Raw genomic sequence first — 15,522 nt, forward strand, 5'->3', positions numbered from 1 at the left:
TGGATCGTGGATCCAGAGGAAGCGAGTTTGATCCGCATGGCTATGAAGAACTATCCGGAGGAGTTCAAGGCCGATGCTGTGGCCTTGTACGAGTCCACGCCCGGGGCGACGATCAAGGGCATCGCCCGGGACTTGGGCGTCTCGCGAGAGACGTTGCGGTTATGGGTGCGCCGCGCTGCCGAGCAGCGCGGGCAGGCCGCCGTGACGGCCGGTCCGGCAGCGGGCACGACGCCCGGCGAGCCCGCGGTGCGTTCCGGTGGCAGGGTCGGGCAGCTGGAGGCACGGGTCGCCGAGCTCGAGGCGGCCAACGCCCGCCTGGAGGCCGACAAGCGCAAGCTCGCCACCGAGCGGGAGATCCTGCGTAAGGCCGCGAAGTATTTCGCGGGAGAGACGACCTGGTGAGCCGCTTCCAGTTCGTCGCCGAGCACCATCCCACCTACTCGGTGAAGCGGCTGTGCCAGGTCCTTGAGATCAACCGGTCGAGCTACTACAAGTGGCGCGACGGCGCCGCTGGTCGTGCCGCCCGGGCTGCTGCTGATGCCGGGCTGGCGGCGCGGATCCGGGCTCTGCTGAAGGAGGATCCGGCTCTTGGCTCGCCGCGGGTGACGACCGAGCTGCGTAAGGCCGACCCGGTCGGGCCGCCGGTGAACCACAAACGGGTCGCTCGTGTGATGCGCGAGCACGGCATCGCGGGGATCCGGCTACGACGACGAGTACGCACCACAGTCCCGGACCCATCGGGGCAGAGGGTGGGCGACCTGATCAAGCGGGACTTCACCGCGCAGGCACCCAACCGCAGGTATGTCGGCGACATCACCTACCTGCCGGTCGGTGGCGGGCAGTTCTTGTATCTGGCGACGGTGATCGACCTGTACTCGCGCCGTCTGGTGGGCTGGTCGCTGGCTGATCACATGCGCACCGAGCTGGTCACCGACGCCCTCCAGGCCGCCGTAGCCGAGCGCGGCTCTCTGGCCGGCGCGATCTTCCACAGCGACCACGGAGCCCAGTACGGATCGAAGGACTACGCGCAGCTATGCGGCCGGCTGCAGGTGACTCAGTCCATGGGCGCGGTCGGCACCAGCGCCGACAACGCCCTGGCAGAGTCGTTCAACGCCACGCTGAAACGCGAGACCCTGGCCGGCGCACCCGCGTTCGACGGCGCCCGCGCCTGCCGCCTCGCGGTCTTCCGCTGGATCACGCGTTACAACCTGCGCCGCCCGCATTCCCGCCTCGGGAACCAGAGCCCTATCGACTACGAACACGAGACCGACCCGGCTACGCTACGGCTGGCCGCCTGACCACACGAAGACGTGTCCACTTCTCGGGGCGAAGGCCCCTCGGCACTGGCCGCCCAGATCGCCACCGCCGAGGCCAGTGCGCCCGGCCCAGCCGTCCTGCGGGTGTGGCACGGCACGGGACCAGACCTGTCCCGGTGCGAGGCATGGACTCTCCAGGACGGTCACTGGGTCCGGCACGCGCCGATCCCGTCCGGCGTCGGCACCACGATGCGCGCCATCGAGACCGCCGCACTGGAGGCGCACCTGCCGATCCCACGCGGAGACGAAGGCCGCCGCCGTGCCCAGTGGCGCAGCGTCACCGGTGATGGTCCGGCGGGGTTCGAGCTGCCCCTCAGCGACCTGTAATCAGTCCCCGCTTCCCAAACTTGCGGCCGCCATTGTCCCGAACTGGCCGCGAGCCGCCCCCAGACGGCGGACCCCAGGCTGAGGCTCCCGAGCACCGGGAGCCTCAGCCGCCCCCTGCGAGCACTCCGCACCAGCAGAAGAGGAGCCACCCAGGCGACTCCGCGAAGTCCCGACCAGAGGAGAAACGTGTGAGCGAGATCGCGAACATGACGGAGCACTCTCGGCAAGGCAGCAGCTGGGACGGCGCGGCGGCAACCGCTGTGATCGTTCGTCCAGGACCTCGTCTGGCAGGCACGGCCCGAGTAGACGGCTCGAAGAACGCGGCACTACCGCTACTCGCCTGCGCTGCCGTCGTCGAACGGCCGGTGCAGGTGTCGAACACTCCGTCGAGCGCGGATGTGCTCGTGATGCTCAGGCTCCTGGAACAAGCAGGCTTCCGCGTGGACCGCGTACCGGACGGTCAGCAGTCCGTGCGCGTGCGCCCGGGATCGGGGCACCGTCCGAGCGAACTGGAACTCGCTGGGACCATCCGGGCGTCGTACTACCTGATTCCCGCGCTTCTCGCCGCCCATGGCCGCGCCGACCTGCCCTGGCCTGGTGGCTGCCGGATTGGTGATCGCGGGATGGATCTGCACTTCGAGGTCTACACCGGATTCGGTGACTCGGTCGAGCTTGACACCAGCGGCTACCACGTAGCGGCGCGGGAGACCCCGGACCAGGTAACGATCGATCTCCCGTTCCGTTCTCGGGGCGCGAGTGTCGTGGCCGTGCTCCGCGCCGTCGTGGGACATGTGCGGCTGGAGCTGGGCAACCCGAATCTCTCCCCGGAGTTCACCGGCATCCTCGAAGCTCTGCGTTCCGCCGGCTGGCGCATCGATCTTCTCCCTTCCCGCCTCCGGATGGCCCCGCCACACGAGACCGATGACCTTCCGGTGTCGTGGCGGATCCCCGGAGACAAGATCGAGGCAGGCACCTTGGCGTGCGCGATCGCCGCCACGGGTGGCAGCGGGCGCGTCGAGGGAGTCACTGGTCGTGACGTCCAGTACGTGGCGCGGCTCCTCAACGGTGTCGGCGCCGGTGTCGACGTCGAGAACGACGCGCTCGTCGTTCTCGACGATGGTGAGTTGAGCGGCCAAGGTCTGCGAGTGAGCGCGTCCCTGGATCCGGAGGGCTTGGACGCCGACTTCGAACCGGCGCTGATGGCCCTGGCGCTGGGGTTGCCCGGCACGCATGAGTTCGGCGATGCGATCAATCCCGGGCGGCACGGAAACCTGTTGGCGCAGCTCGCTCGCCTAGGCGCGGACATCGAGCCGCTGACCGCGACCACAGCCCGCTTGACCGGACCGCAGCATCTGATGGGAGGGGCTGCGGAGGCCACGGACATCCGGACGGGTTCGGCCCTGCTGGTCGCGGCATTGGCCGCCCACGGCGAGACGACGGTGACCGGGCTGGCACAGCTTCGACGTGGCCACGCCGACCTGCCCGGCAAGCTCCGTGCGCTGGGCGCAGACCTCCAGGAGCGACCGTGACCGAGCGCATCCTGGAGCGGATCGTGGCGACGACCGATGTGCATTCGCAGCTCGGTGAGGTCGGGCCGTTGCTCGCCGGGCTGCACCGCACACGGCGCGACGCACTGGTCGTGGACTGTGGGGACTTCTTCGAGGGAACCGGCTACTACAGCCTCGGACAGGGCCGGATCGAGACGGAGATACTGGTCTCGCTCTTCGACGTTCTCGCCCCGGGAAACCACGGCTGGCGTCACCATCTGCAGCCCGGCCTGCGCGAGATGACCGTGTGCGCCAACGTCATCGAAGAGTCGAGCGACGAGGCACTGTTCCGCCACCTGCACCGGACGATCATCGGCGGACGGCGGGTGGCCGTGACCGCTGTCATTGGTGAGCAGGCGTTCGCGGCGATTCCTGTTCGCGAACGCGCCGGACACTACGTCATCGACCCTGCCAGCGCACTCACGGACGTGTGGAAGAAGCACCGCCGTGAGGTCGACGCGTGGGTGCTGCTGTCGCACTCCGGCTTCGACCACGACCTCCGTCTCGCCGAGGCGTGCCCGTTCCTCGACGTCATCTTCGCGGGCCACTGCCACAGCGAACGTCACGGACCCGAACGGGTCGGCTCGACCGTCGTCGTCAAGGGGGCTGAACTCGCGTCCGGATTTTCGACCGCTGCACCAGCCGGGAGAGGTTGGGACGCATGTACCGCTCGGTTCGAACCCACCGACACGGTTCCGGCAGCGCTGGAGTCTTTCGGCCGCCAGATCGAACTCCTCCGCGACCAGTTGACGACACGTATCGGCCCGCTTGATCACCGCTGGAGAGGCCGCACCCTTGACCGCATGGCCGTGCTCGAACAGGTCGCCAGCTGGCTTCCAAGGAGCGCGCCCTCTGCCGTGGTGATCCTCAACGAGTCCGCGCTGCGACAGGTTCATCTCGGGCAGGCACTGACCGCCGACAATCTCTTGGCCATCGAGCCATTCGGCAATCGCATCGTGCATGCCCGAGTCGAGCCCGAGGTAGGTCTCTCAGCGCTGCTCTCTGAGTTCGCGGAGAGGGCCGGTCCCTTGGTCGTCGAACCCGACCGAGCCCTCGGTCAGGTGAGCACCGTCCTGACCACGGACTACCTCGCCGAGACGCTTCCCCTTGAAGGTCCGCCCACGACAGTTCTCGAACTCAGCCAGGCCGTCCGTCATGTCCTCTGCTCGGAGGTAACACCATGATCCTCACCGGTCCCGAGATCACCGCATCAGTGCGCGACGGGCGGTTGCGGGTCACGCCGTTCGAGCCCGCGCAGGTCAACCCGAACAGCTACAACGTGCGCCTCGGCCCGACCCTGATGACGTACGTGGACCCGGTCATCGATGCGCATCGTCCGAACCCGACGTCCACCATCGAGATCGGTTCGAAGGGGTACGTCTTACAGCCGAACGAGCTGTATCTCGGGCACACGCTGGAGGAGGTTGGGTCGGATGTGTTCGTGCCTCTTTTGTTCGGACGGTCGTCGGTCGGGCGGCTCGGGCTGTTCGTGGAGATCACCGCTCCGATCGGCGATATCGGCTTCCATGGTCAGTGGACGCTCATGCTCGCCCCCACCCGCCCGCTGCGCGTCTACGCCGGGATGAAGATCGGCCAGATCATGTTCTTCGTCGCGGCCGGCCCGCTCGAGTTGTACGCAGGCAAGTACCAGGCCGCGCAGGGACCGCAGGCCTCGCGCTACTGGCACGACACCCAGCGCCCGGCGGCGGCCTCATGATCCTGACCGGCCCCGCCATCGCCGCCGCCGTCGAGGTCGGGGATATCACCATCGACCCGTTCGACACGGAACGGCTGTCCGCGAACGCGTACGACTGGCGTCTCGGGACAACACTCCGGGTTTGCACGACGGACCTGGACGCCGCCATGCCGATGCCGTTCACCGAGGTCACTATCCCCGAGTCGGGGTACGTCCTGGAACCCGGAGTCCTGTACCTGGGGGTCACCCTGGAGCGGACGGCTTCCGACAGGTACGCCCAGATGCTCAACGGCGACCGTGTCACCGGCCGCCTCGGCATCTGGGTCCACGTCTCCGCGCCACTGGGCCATGTCGGGCACGCGATCCGCTGGACCCTGGAGATTCGCGCCGTCAGACCCGTTCGCATCTACCCAGGGATGACGTTCGGCAAGCTCATCTTCCTGCGCACCTATGGGCCGGTGGCCAGCTACCAACAGCTCGGCCGCAAGTACACCTCCACCGACGGGATCGACATCTCCCGGCTCCATGAAGAGTTCCAGGAGAACATCCCATGACCGCTCGCGTGGCAACCTTTCTCGATCTACCGGCCGCAAGCCCCGGCGGCAGCGTGGAACTGTTCCGCGACCTGTACACCGGCGCCGAACCGCTCATCCCCGCACGAGCATTCATGCTCGACGCCAGCCACAACGGGCTCCAGGCCGTGCCGGGTCTGGATCTGCTCGCGGTCGACGGCAAGTGCCTCGACGAGCCCGGCTTCACGCAGTACGTCACGGCGCTGCACCGCGCCCTGGCCGATGTGCTCGACCCTGGAGAGGTCGATGTCGTCCACCTGCAACACCTCACCTTCGGTGCCACTCCGGCTCTCCTGCGAACGCTCCCGGACCACCCGACAGTCGCCTTGGTCCACGGGACCGACCTGCTGTTCGCCGAGACCTACCCCGACCAACTGCGAGTCCTGCGCGACACAGTCCGCAGCGCGGACGGGATCGTCGTACCCACCTCGGCCATGGCAGACCGACTCCACACGCTCGCCCCAACCACGGATCGGGTCGTGAAGATCCCCTGGGGCATCCCCGACCACCTCCTCGCCGGGCCGCCGCCACGACGCCCGCCCCCGGACGGCAGGCAACGGCTTCTGTACGCGGGCAGGCTCACCCCCGAGAAGGGCGGCGACCGCCTCACCCGAGCCCTCGGGACAGCCACCGACTACACCCTCAGCATCGCCGCGCCGCCCCACGAGTTCTATGCACTCCGGCCGGCCCTGCGGCAGGCCGGGCTCGATGTCGACTACCTCGGGTGGCTTCCTCGGCCCGAGCTGTGGAAGGCATTCGCGGACCACGACGCGCTGCTCATGCCATCCACCACGCTGGAAGCCATGGGCCTGGTCGCCCTCGAAGCGCAAGCCTGTGGACTGCCCGTGCTCTACCAGCCCGTACCAGGGCTCGACGAAACTCTCGGCGAGTCCGCGCTACCCACGGATTTCACCGACCCGGATCAATTGGCGGCGAACCTACGTCGCTTCGTCGTGCCCGGCCTGGCCGACGACCTCCGCGAGTCCGCCCGCACCAACGCCACTCGCTTCCCCTTGTCCGCTACCGCCTCCGCGCTGACCGCACTCAGCGACAGCCTTTCCTGACCACACCAGGTCCAGCCATGCCGCCCTGGACACCCCTACCCTGACCAGGACGGCCCATCCGAGAAGCAGAGGAACCGATGCCCTCCACCACCGAACAACTCCGTGACCTGGTAACCGCCGGAATGCGCGACCGCGTCTACCCCGGCGCGGTCTGGGCCATTGGCGATGCGACCGGCACCATCGACCGCGGCGCTACCGGCCTGCTGGACCCAACGCGTGCCGACGAGCCCATGGGACCGGACACCGTGTTCGATGTCGCGAGCCTCACCAAGATCCTCGCCGTCTGGACCACCATCGGGACCCTCTGGCAGGACGAGCACCTCGACCTCGATGAACCCCTTGGCGAGTTCTGGCCCGAAGTCGCGGGACACTCGCTCGGACGCGTCACCGCCCACCAGCTCCTGACCCACACGGCCGGACTGCCGCTGCGTGCCCAGCTCAAGAACCTCTACGGCACCAACCACGATGCCATCCGACGCGGCGTCCTGCAGGAAGCCCTGCACCGCGAGCCCGGCCGTGCGGTGGAGTACACAGACCGCGCCGCCCTCATCCTCGGCTACCTCGCCGAGTACCTCAGCGGTGAACGGCTCGACCAACTCGCCACCGACCGGGTCTGGGGCCCGCTCGGCATGCGAGAGACACGCTATGGACCTCTGCCCATGGAACTGATCGCACGCTGCGCCCCGACCGAACTCGACGACGACACCGGCACTCACCTCAAGGGCATCGCTCACGACTTCTCCGCCCGCCTGCTCGGCGGCGTGAGCGGCATCGCCGGAGCGTTCTCCACTCTCGACGACCTCACCGTACTGCTGCGCTACCTGCTCGACCCCGCCACCGCCGTGACCCCTGCGGGCTTCGGCCCCGAGTGGACGCGCGAGTCCCTCAACGTCCACACCGGCGGCCTCGAACCAACGCGGGGCTTGTTCTGGCATCCGGCGCCTGGCACCGATCCCGCCGACCAGTCCTGGACGCACTACGGCTTCACCGGCACAGCCATCTGGCTCAACCCGAAGCAGAACCGCTGGGCGGTACTGCTCACCAACAAGCTCTACTACACCCGCGACCGCGAACCCCTCGCACATGTCCGCGACCAGTTCCGCGAGATCGTTTTCGGCTGACTCCGCCATGCCTTGGGACGTACGTCGTCACCGCTCTTGCGGGGCACGTGTGTGCCAGGCACCCTGTGCGTCGATGCCGAGTTCATATCCGTCGAAGAACTGCCGGAGGGTCCAGAGTTCGTTGGAGTTGCTGCTGCGGTAGTCCTTGAGCAGGTCGTCACCCTTGCCGGTCAAGTGAAGGGCCAGGAGACGAACGATCCATCTGTTGATGTGGCTGACTAGGATGGAATGCCGCGCGTCGGGGAAGTCGCCTCGATCAGCGTGCTTGATGGTGTTGTAGTTGTTCGCTATTGCTCGTGCGAGGCCCTCGATGCCGTCGATGTGTTCCGGCCACGTGATGCCGAGCAAGTGGAGGCAGCGGTAGACATGGGTGGCTGTCGTCGGTCTGCCGTTGCGGCTGCATGTCGTCTCCTCGTCCTCACGAACGCCGATCAGTTGACCGGCTGCTTCGAGACTCGTGGAAGTCGACATTACGGTCTCCTCGACGATCACATCGCGACGCCCGAAAGCGTTGGCGGCCGGAAGGACGAATCGCTTCCACTGGTCGTAGTTTGCGGCCCACGTGGCCAAGCCATCTGGGCCAATACGCTTAAGAAATGCGATAGGCCGTTCCTTCGAGTCAGGCATCGGTAGCGTCCAGTCGCGGACGGTACGTCCACTGATCACATCCACGAAGGGCGTGTCGATGACCTCGCCGCTCAAAAATCTATCGACGAAACGCTGATCACGTAGCCGGTGGCGTCGGAAAGAAACCTGTGACGCGTACAGCAACACCAGAAGATTGGCGACCTTGCGCTGCTCGACGAGATGGTCCTCGAATGAACGCGGCTCAGGAAACGAACTTTCGAGGACCACGTCGTCGGCGATGACATGGCGACGGCCCAGGTGGTCGCTCTCCTCGGCAGAACGCCATGTGGTCTCAAGGGCAAGCGTGGCATCGTCCTGCTGCCAGGTCACAGCATCGACGCTCTCGACGGTGACGGTGTAGCGCCTGGCGCGGCTAATCCTGCCGTCAGGATCGCTTGTGACCTCCTTGCTCACCGTGGTCAGCCCAGTCCACTGGTTGAGCCTGTCGAGCCAACTTCTGAGCTGCTTCACCAAGAGGGGGTCAGTGAGCGAGCCATCGCGGCTGTTGAGGACCGCTTCGCCTACTCGGATCGTTCCAAGGCCGGCAGTAAGACCGCTCGGGTAAGAGTGCCCGCCCCAGCGCAGGCCAAACAGCGAAATCGGTCCGTCGGTAGATCGGAACAAGAGATTCTCGGGCGGTGTATGCGAGTCGAACCAGTTTCGCACGTGGGTGAACTGCCCAGTCTCGTCGTAGGCATCGAAGGGGATCTCGATCAGGAGCCCACGGGTTTCATGGAGCCTGAGATTCGCGCCCACGTACGAGGTGCCTTGGACCCCGTCAACGAGTAGCCCGGCAAGAGACTGTCCGACTCTAAGTTGTTCGACCGCCATGGTGTTCGCATGCCCTTCGTCTGGAATAGGACGTGCCCATGCTTGCCGCTTGAGGGCGGCTGGACCAGTGTCATTGCGGGTGATCTCGATCAGCCCGGTGCCGAGGTCGACCAGCCGGAGCGGACCACGGGAGAAGTTCGTCGGCGACGCCCCGCACACAGCCTTCACCAGTCGATCAACTTGACCCAAAGCTGGGACCAGCAGCGCGGCGAGACGGGCCGAGTCGAGCGTACGAGTGGCTGCTGCTGGTCAGGTCCCGCACCAGAACGCGGACACGCCGGGCGTGGTCGCGCTGGGCCAGCGTGGTCGGCGGGTCGCCAAGCAAACTGTCTCCTGCGACGCCGTAGAGCTCGCGGTAGGCGGCCACAGAGACAACGACGTCATACCATTCGCGTTCAGCTAGTCCGTGGGGGCGCGGTGCTAGGTGCCTGGTCCAGGTCTCGTGGTCGCGCAGGGCCTGGGTTGCGCGAGCGGAGGCACGCTGTTCGACGAGTTCAGCGCGCCGGTCGAGCGCTTCATGAACATCCGGAGGGAAGTGCCCCTGAGCTTGTGGAACCAGCCCGACGATCCGGTTGCGTCCGTGGGCTGTTCGGGTGGCGGCGTGGGTGACGCGGTCGTGCAGGACGGCCGCGACGTCGTCAGCGTCGTACAGGCTCCTGGTGGCGGCGATCCTTGGCAGGAGGCGGTAGACGTCGTGGCCGTCTGCTTCGGCTCGGCGTAGTTCGGCGCACAGTGGCCCGAACGCGTCGGACTCCACGACGTGGGCGATGTCGCGTCGGGTGAAGCCTTCGCCGGCGAGGGTGTGCGCGACGAGTTGGGTCCAGCGGGGTCGTTGGGCATGGTTCGCGATGGTGTCGTACTCGGCCGCGAGCTGCGCGATGGAACCCCACCGGTGCTCCTCGTCGTGGCGGGACTGGTGTGCGGAGGGTTCGGCGCCGACCCGTTGCAGGATGCCTGCCAGGACGGCGCGGGCCGCGTCGAGGTCGGGTAGGTCGGGGTCGATGTGCGCGCCGATGGCGTGTTCGTGGTTGTGGTTCCGGTCGGGCTGGTCGACGGGCACGAACACGGTGTTCGTCGCGCGGCCTCGGGTGAGGGCGACGTACAGGTTCTCGCGGCTCATGCTCGGGCTCGCGACCGTGTACGCGGTGTCCACGGTGAGGCCTTGGGCGCGGTGTGCGGTGATCGCGTAGCCGAGGTCGACGTGCTCGACCACGTAGGCGGCGGGCAGGCGGACCATCGGACCACTGAGTTGCTGGCGGTCGGCGTTCCGGGCATCGGTGTGCACGTCCGGGTCGATGCGCTGAGCGGTGACTGACCCGTCGGGGTGCACACGGGTGATCTGCCAGCGGTCGCCGTTGCGGACCCATCCGGCGTGTCCGTGGCGCAGGGCGCGGTCGTTGCGACGGGTGAGGATGAGGTCTCCGGCTGAGGCGCGGGTCTGCCCGGCCAGGCGCACGGTGTTGCCGTCGGAGACGAGTCCGGTCAGGACGCGTTCGGCGCGGGCTCGGCGGTTCAGGTCGTTCATCGTGGCGGTGTCCGGCACGACCAGCACCGACGACAGCCCCTTCTCGGTGTCGGCCTTCCAGGCGGCATACGCGGCGTCCGTCATGTCCTCGGTGGTGCCCGCCAGGATGCGCCCATGCTCCTGGTAGGTGGCAAGGATGGCGGGGTCACCGTCGCGCAGTCGGAGTGTGGCGCGCTTCTCCCAGTCGGCGTGGAAGCGGTGCACCTCGATCAACGTCGGGACATCACCCGTCGTCCGGGCACGCTCGTTGGTCAGCAGGGTTAGGGCGCCGCCGGTCTCCACAGCGGGGAGCTGGGCGGGGTCGCCGACCAGGAGCACCTTGGCGCCGGCCTCGACGGCCGCACGGGACAGGCGGTCCAGGGTGTGTGTCCCTGCGAGGGACGCTTCGTCCACGATCACGAGCTGTCCGGCCTGGAAGTGGGCGCGGTCGTGCTGGTGGCGGGTGAGCCACATCGCGGTGTTCTCGCACTCGATCCCGAGTTCGGTGCCCAGGACGTCAGCAGCGGCGGCGGAGGGCGCCAGACCAACGACGGTCCCGGGGCCGTGCTGCCCTTCCCACAGGGTGCGTAGCGCGCGCAGGGTGGTGGTCTTCCCGGTCCCGGCAGGGCCGATCAGCAGGTCCAGGCGACGCCCTGAACTGGCCACCGTGGCGATGGCGTCAGCCTGCGACGCGCCCAGCGCACCGTCGCGCACACCGTGGTCAAGGATGGCCCGCAGCCGCTCGGTGCCCAGGCGTGGTGCTGTGCGGTCGTCCATGAGCCCGAGGAGGCGCTTTTCGGCGTCCAGGACGGCCTGGGAGGTGAACACGACCGAGTGCTTGGGCCGGAGCGTGCTGGACCCGTCCGCGCGCTGCATGCCCAGGGGTGTCGGGGCCAGCTCGGGTGGGGTCACGGTGACCGAGCCGCCCTCGGCCTGGGCGACAATCCGGGCCACGACCTCGATGCGGTCTTGGTGGGTGGCCATGCGCCAGTGCATGGTCTGGCGTTCGGCTTCGGCCCACAGGTTCCAGTGCTTCCAGGTGGCCCGCTTGTCCCCCACCACGCTCAGCACGACCGAGGCTGCCATGTCCACCACGTCCTGGGGGACGTCACCGGCCGTGAAGACCTGGCCCGGTTCGGCCAGGGCAGCGGACAGCAGTCCCTGCGCCCACTCGGTCGGGTCCTGGCCCAGGATGCGCCCGGCCCGCTCACGCCACTGCTCCGAGAGGTCGGCCAAGGACTCGATGGTCTTGGGCGGACGGGTCTCCAAGGTGGCCTGTTCCCGCAGCCGGTTGATCGTGCCCGGCGACGGAGTGCGCCCGTGCTTCTCGCGGTACTCCTCGATGAGCTGGTCCGCGCAGTGCTCGATCTCGGCCGACCGGTTGGAGAACTCCTCGATCAGGTCGTCACTGACTCCGACGATCTCCATCCGCGGGCTACGGTCCTTGCCCCGGACACGTCGTTCCCACTTCACACCCAGCGCACCGGCGAGGCGGTCGGCCAGAACGGCGTTGTAGTGCTCGCTGAACGCGACGTTCGCGTTGAACAACGCCCTTGAGTCCAGGGTGCGCCACTTGCCGTCGACCAGGGCCCGGACCTTGTTCGCGACCACCAGGTGCGTATGCAGCTGCGGGTCGTGCGCACGAGAGTCCCAGTGGTCATACGCCGTGGCGACCACCCCAGTGACATCGGCCTGCATGATCGACCCGTCCCCCGCGTCGGTACCCATCCTCGTGGCGGCGATGTGCTCCTCGATGAACTTGATCGTCTCGGCCATCGCCGCACGGTGCGCGCCCAGGATCACCGCTTGCGTGCTGCGGTCCGAGAGGCCCCACAGGACCGAGACCGACTTCGTGGGCGAGAACGTCAGATCGAACCCGGCGACCGCTGTCCGCTTCCCGGCCAAAGTCTCGTCCCGCACGATGTCATCGACGGCGGCTTGCCGGTCCTCTGGGCTCAGGTTCGGGTCCAGCGCAGCGGCCCGGTTTTCGATCCGCTCACGCAGCGGCGCGATCTTCAGGTAGGCCCGCCCCAGGGGCTCGGTCGTGACCGGGTCCCGGCCTGCTTCCAGGAGGCGCTGGAGCTGGGTGGTGGTCACGCGGTCCCCCGGGACCAGGACACCGCCGCCGAGGTCCGCGACGCCGCTTCCGAGCCAGTACCCGGGTGGGGTGCCCACGGCCGTGTAGTACGCGGTGACTGGGTTCAGGCCGAGTCCGTCGCCGAGGTTCGGGGCGTCGCAGTCGGCGTTGGCCACGGAGCCGGTCAGGTACTCCGTGCCGTTGCCGACGCTCATCGGAACGATGCTCACCGCCACGACGGACCACCGTCCTTGGGGTGTGCGGGCGAGGTCTGCGCGCTGTTCGCCAACGGTGCCGAAACGCACCAACGCCAACGGTTCCGTCGTTCCTCAACTGCCTGAGGTGTGCTGGATTGTGGGGAGGTGAGGGGATGGGAGGAGGTGGTGGGAGTGGGGTTGGGGAGGTGGGGGAAGGGGTGGGAGGGGATGAGGAGGGTGGAGGTGGGCGGGGCGGAGAGGGGGATGGTTGGGAAGGTTGGGGAGGTGTGGGAGGGGAAGGGCGGGCGGGATGAGTCGCGGGGGTGGGACCCCCGCCCCAGCGGGGGTACGACCCGCCCCGTGGTCGCGGGGCGCAGCGGCGAGACCGGCCGACGCGAGCCAGTGGCGTTGCCGCCAACGACAACGGGGCTCGGACACCGAAGTGTCCGAGCCCCGTTCATCCGCCTACCCTGAGAGGAGTCAGGCCATCGTGTGCTTGGCACCAGCCGCCTCCTGCGCAGCGAGCCAGGCCATCACCTTCGAGTGCCGGTAGACCACCCGGCGCGGGCCGAGCCGGAACGAGTCCGGCCCTTTCCCGATGTACCGCCACCACCGCAGCGTGTTCTCCGGCACGCCCAGCAGGTCAGAGACCTCCCGGGTGCGCAGCATCGGATCGTCCTTCTGCGCAGCCGTGTCCGTTCCTGCGTCCGTCGTGACAGCCACAAGCACCACCCTCTTTCGACGATGTCGGCACGGGATGACCCGGTGTCACCACGGTTGCGCGCCGCCTCCGTAGCACACCAATTTATCACACACCAATATGACGTCCCGAGACAGTGCGCACCAGAGCGGTTACCCTGGAGGTATGGACGAAGACGAAGTCATTGGCGCCAACCTGCGCCGGTACCGAACAGACCGAGGCATCACCCAGGCGAAGTTCGCCATGTCGCTCATGAGCAACGGCGTCGACGGCATGTACCCGCAGACCATCCAGAAGATCGAACGCGGCCAGCGACCACTGCGCTTCTTCGAAGGGCTCGTCGCCGCACGCGTCCTCGACGTCAAGCCCGAAGCGCTCTACGACCTCGACCCCGAAGCCGACGTCGACCGCGACGCCGCCAAGCTCGCACGCAACATCACCTATGCAGCCGACGCCTACGAGGCCGCCTGGGAAGGCCTCAACGACATCTGCAACGAGGCCGAAGAGTTCCTCCGCGACGCATCCGACCTGAACGCCGCAAGCCGACGCTGGATCGAGAACGCCCTCAACGAGGCACGCCCCGGCCGCAACCCGGATAGCGCCGACGTCGGACCATCCGACCCTGGCCCCGAACCTCCCGCACCCAAGGAGAACTGACATGGCAACCGCATGGGTCGAAGATCGCTGGCTCGACAGCGACGGCGAGAAGACGAAGGACTACGGGCGCGGCAAGCGATGGCGCGTCCGCTACCGCGACCCGGGCAAGCGCCTGCGCGCCGAGTCGTTCAAGCGCAAGACCAACGCCGAGCGCCGCCGCGACGAGCTGTCAGCCGAGATTCTGATAGGCCGTTTCGTCGATCCGGACGCCGGCAAGATCACGTTCAAGGAGTACGCCGAACACTGGCGCAAGCTCCAGGTCCATCGTGGCAACACCGAGGACCAGATCGACGTGGTCCTTGAGATCCGGACGTACCCACGTCTCGGAGACCTGCCCCTCGCCTCGATCGACTCGGAGGACATCCAGTCATGGGTCAAGTGGCTCTCGACCGCCGCGATCACTCTGGGTGAGGGCAAGACCAAGGGGTATGCCCCGGCCACCGTCGGAGTGACCCATCGGATCGTGTCTGGCATCTTCAAGTCCGCCGTCGAGACCAACCGGATCACGTCGAACCCCTGCGGGGGCACGCGCCTACCGAAGAAGACACCGAAGCGCGTCAAGCCGATCCCGACCGAGTCTCTGTGGTCGCTCATCGACGCCTTCCCCGAGAGATTCCGGGGCCTCATCCTGTTCACCGCGTGCACCGGACTTCGGCAGGGTGAGGCGTTCGGTCTGACCATAGATCGGCTCGACTTCGACAACAAGGTCATGCACGTTGACCGGCAGATCACCGGATCGGTCGCGGGCAAGCCGACGTTCGGGCCGCTCAAGACCGAGGCGAGCTATCGAGAGGTGCCGCTGTCGACGGCCACGATCAAGGCCCTGAAGGAGTACATGCGCAAGTACCCACCGGGACCCGAGGGCCTGGTCTTCACCAACACCGAGAACGGCGCGCTGCGCCGCTCGGCGTTCTGGGACACCTGGCGACGCGCGCTCAAGGCGGCAAAGCTCTCAGGCTTCACATTCCACGATCTGCGCCATTACTACGCGAGCCTGCTCATCCGCCACGGCGCATCGGTCAAGGCGGTTCAGGCGCGACTGGGCCACAAGCACGCCAGCGAGACCCTGGACACCTACTCGCATCTGTGGCCCGACGAGGAGGAGCAGACGCGTACCGCGATCAATCTCGTCCTGAGCACCCGGCCGGCCAAGGCTGCAGCGCCGAAAGCCGCATGAGCAACGGCGCACTCGCCGTGGTTGGCCCTGCTTGACGTTCGCCTGAACAGATCGTCGTTCCCTGACGGGAGCGGTTCTCAACTTTCCCCACATCAGCAGGGTGACGTCG

General features: G+C 67.5%; 13 protein-coding genes. 10 read left to right on the forward strand and 3 right to left on the reverse strand.

Annotated elements, in window-relative coordinates; translation table 11 throughout:
• Positions 1 to 36: 36 nt before the first annotated feature.
• The 8 genes from ACQEVI_RS03250 to ACQEVI_RS03285 all read left to right on the forward strand — a co-directional run bounded on the left by ACQEVI_RS03250 (position 37) and on the right by ACQEVI_RS03285 (position 7,643).
• Positions 37 to 1,298, forward strand: a protein-coding gene (locus ACQEVI_RS03250; RefSeq protein WP_432894622.1) for an IS3 family transposase whose coding sequence is annotated in 2 segments (ribosomal slippage) — positions 37 to 382 and positions 382 to 1,298 — 1,263 coding nt in all. Because the reading frame shifts where the segments join, the coding sequence is not laid out codon by codon here.
• 12 nt (positions 1,299 to 1,310) lie between these two features.
• Entirely contained in the window at positions 1,311 to 1,643 is a 333-nt protein-coding gene (locus tag ACQEVI_RS03255; RefSeq protein ID WP_432894625.1) for a hypothetical protein, read from the forward strand.
• Between the two features lie 188 nt (positions 1,644 to 1,831).
• A complete protein-coding gene (locus tag ACQEVI_RS03260) occupies positions 1,832 to 3,172 on the forward strand; it encodes a hypothetical protein (protein ID WP_432894628.1) in 1,341 nt (446 codons plus the stop codon).
• Positions 3,169 to 4,374, forward strand: coding sequence for a metallophosphoesterase (locus ACQEVI_RS03265; RefSeq protein WP_432894630.1), 1,206 nt, complete (start codon positions 3,169 to 3,171; stop codon positions 4,372 to 4,374). Before ACQEVI_RS03260 ends, ACQEVI_RS03265 begins: the two co-directional genes overlap by 4 nt.
• Positions 4,371 to 4,907 (forward strand): dCTP deaminase, encoded by a 537-nt coding sequence (gene dcd / locus ACQEVI_RS03270; RefSeq protein ID WP_432894633.1) that lies wholly within the window; start codon positions 4,371 to 4,373, stop codon positions 4,905 to 4,907. Before ACQEVI_RS03265 ends, dcd begins: the two co-directional genes overlap by 4 nt.
• Positions 4,904 to 5,440, forward strand: a complete 537-nt coding sequence (locus ACQEVI_RS03275) for a dCTP deaminase (RefSeq protein WP_432894636.1) — start codon at positions 4,904 to 4,906, stop codon at positions 5,438 to 5,440. The genes dcd and ACQEVI_RS03275 overlap by 4 nt, the downstream gene beginning before the upstream one ends.
• Positions 5,437 to 6,522 (forward strand): glycosyltransferase family 4 protein, encoded by a 1,086-nt coding sequence (locus tag ACQEVI_RS03280; RefSeq protein ID WP_432894639.1) that lies wholly within the window; start codon positions 5,437 to 5,439, stop codon positions 6,520 to 6,522. Before ACQEVI_RS03275 ends, ACQEVI_RS03280 begins: the two co-directional genes overlap by 4 nt.
• Before the next feature lie 77 nt (positions 6,523 to 6,599).
• Entirely contained in the window at positions 6,600 to 7,643 is a 1,044-nt protein-coding gene (locus ACQEVI_RS03285) for a serine hydrolase domain-containing protein (protein ID WP_432894642.1), read from the forward strand.
• A gap of 27 nt (positions 7,644 to 7,670) precedes the next feature.
• Here the strand turns inward: ACQEVI_RS03285 and ACQEVI_RS03290 are convergent, their stop codons facing one another.
• The 3 genes from ACQEVI_RS03290 to ACQEVI_RS03300 all read right to left on the reverse strand — a co-directional run bounded on the left by ACQEVI_RS03290 (position 7,671) and on the right by ACQEVI_RS03300 (position 13,548).
• Positions 7,671 to 9,269, reverse strand: a complete 1,599-nt coding sequence (locus ACQEVI_RS03290; RefSeq protein ID WP_432894645.1) for a hypothetical protein — start codon at positions 9,267 to 9,269, stop codon at positions 7,671 to 7,673.
• 7 nt (positions 9,270 to 9,276) lie between these two features.
• Positions 9,277 to 12,897 carry a MobF family relaxase gene (gene mobF, locus ACQEVI_RS03295; RefSeq protein ID WP_432894648.1) on the reverse strand — a complete coding sequence of 1,207 codons (3,621 nt, stop codon included), beginning with the start codon at positions 12,895 to 12,897 and terminating at the stop codon, positions 9,277 to 9,279.
• Positions 12,898 to 13,359: 462 nt separating this feature from the next.
• Positions 13,360 to 13,548 (reverse strand): helix-turn-helix transcriptional regulator, encoded by a 189-nt coding sequence (locus tag ACQEVI_RS03300; protein ID WP_432894651.1) that lies wholly within the window; start codon positions 13,546 to 13,548, stop codon positions 13,360 to 13,362.
• A 196-nt stretch (positions 13,549 to 13,744) separates the two neighbouring features.
• Between ACQEVI_RS03300 and ACQEVI_RS03305 the strand changes: the two genes are divergently transcribed.
• Positions 13,745 to 14,236, forward strand: coding sequence for a helix-turn-helix domain-containing protein (locus tag ACQEVI_RS03305; RefSeq protein ID WP_432894654.1), 492 nt, complete (start codon positions 13,745 to 13,747; stop codon positions 14,234 to 14,236).
• A gap of 1 nt (position 14,237) precedes the next feature.
• Positions 14,238 to 15,413, forward strand: coding sequence for a tyrosine-type recombinase/integrase (locus tag ACQEVI_RS03310; RefSeq protein WP_432894657.1), 1,176 nt, complete (start codon positions 14,238 to 14,240; stop codon positions 15,411 to 15,413).
• Positions 15,414 to 15,522: the final 109 nt, after the last annotated feature.

Source organism: Promicromonospora sp. CA-289599, from assembly GCF_050936155.1.
In the GTDB taxonomy this organism is placed as follows: Bacteria; Actinomycetota; Actinomycetes; order Actinomycetales; family Cellulomonadaceae; genus Promicromonospora.

Coding starts and splice junctions, on each gene's coding strand:
- mobF (WP_432894648.1), bottom strand. CDS start 12,897: ATGAGCGTCGGCAACGGCACGGAGTACCTGACCGGCTCCGTGGCCAAC.
- ACQEVI_RS03275 (WP_432894636.1), top strand. CDS start 4,904: ATGATCCTGACCGGCCCCGCCATCGCCGCCGCCGTCGAGGTCGGGGAT.
- ACQEVI_RS03280 (WP_432894639.1), top strand. CDS start 5,437: ATGACCGCTCGCGTGGCAACCTTTCTCGATCTACCGGCCGCAAGCCCC.
- ACQEVI_RS03310 (WP_432894657.1), top strand. CDS start 14,238: ATGGCAACCGCATGGGTCGAAGATCGCTGGCTCGACAGCGACGGCGAG.
- dcd (WP_432894633.1), top strand. CDS start 4,371: ATGATCCTCACCGGTCCCGAGATCACCGCATCAGTGCGCGACGGGCGG.
- ACQEVI_RS03300 (WP_432894651.1), bottom strand. CDS start 13,548: ATGCTGCGCACCCGGGAGGTCTCTGACCTGCTGGGCGTGCCGGAGAAC.
- ACQEVI_RS03285 (WP_432894642.1), top strand. CDS start 6,600: ATGCCCTCCACCACCGAACAACTCCGTGACCTGGTAACCGCCGGAATG.
- ACQEVI_RS03305 (WP_432894654.1), top strand. CDS start 13,745: ATGGACGAAGACGAAGTCATTGGCGCCAACCTGCGCCGGTACCGAACA.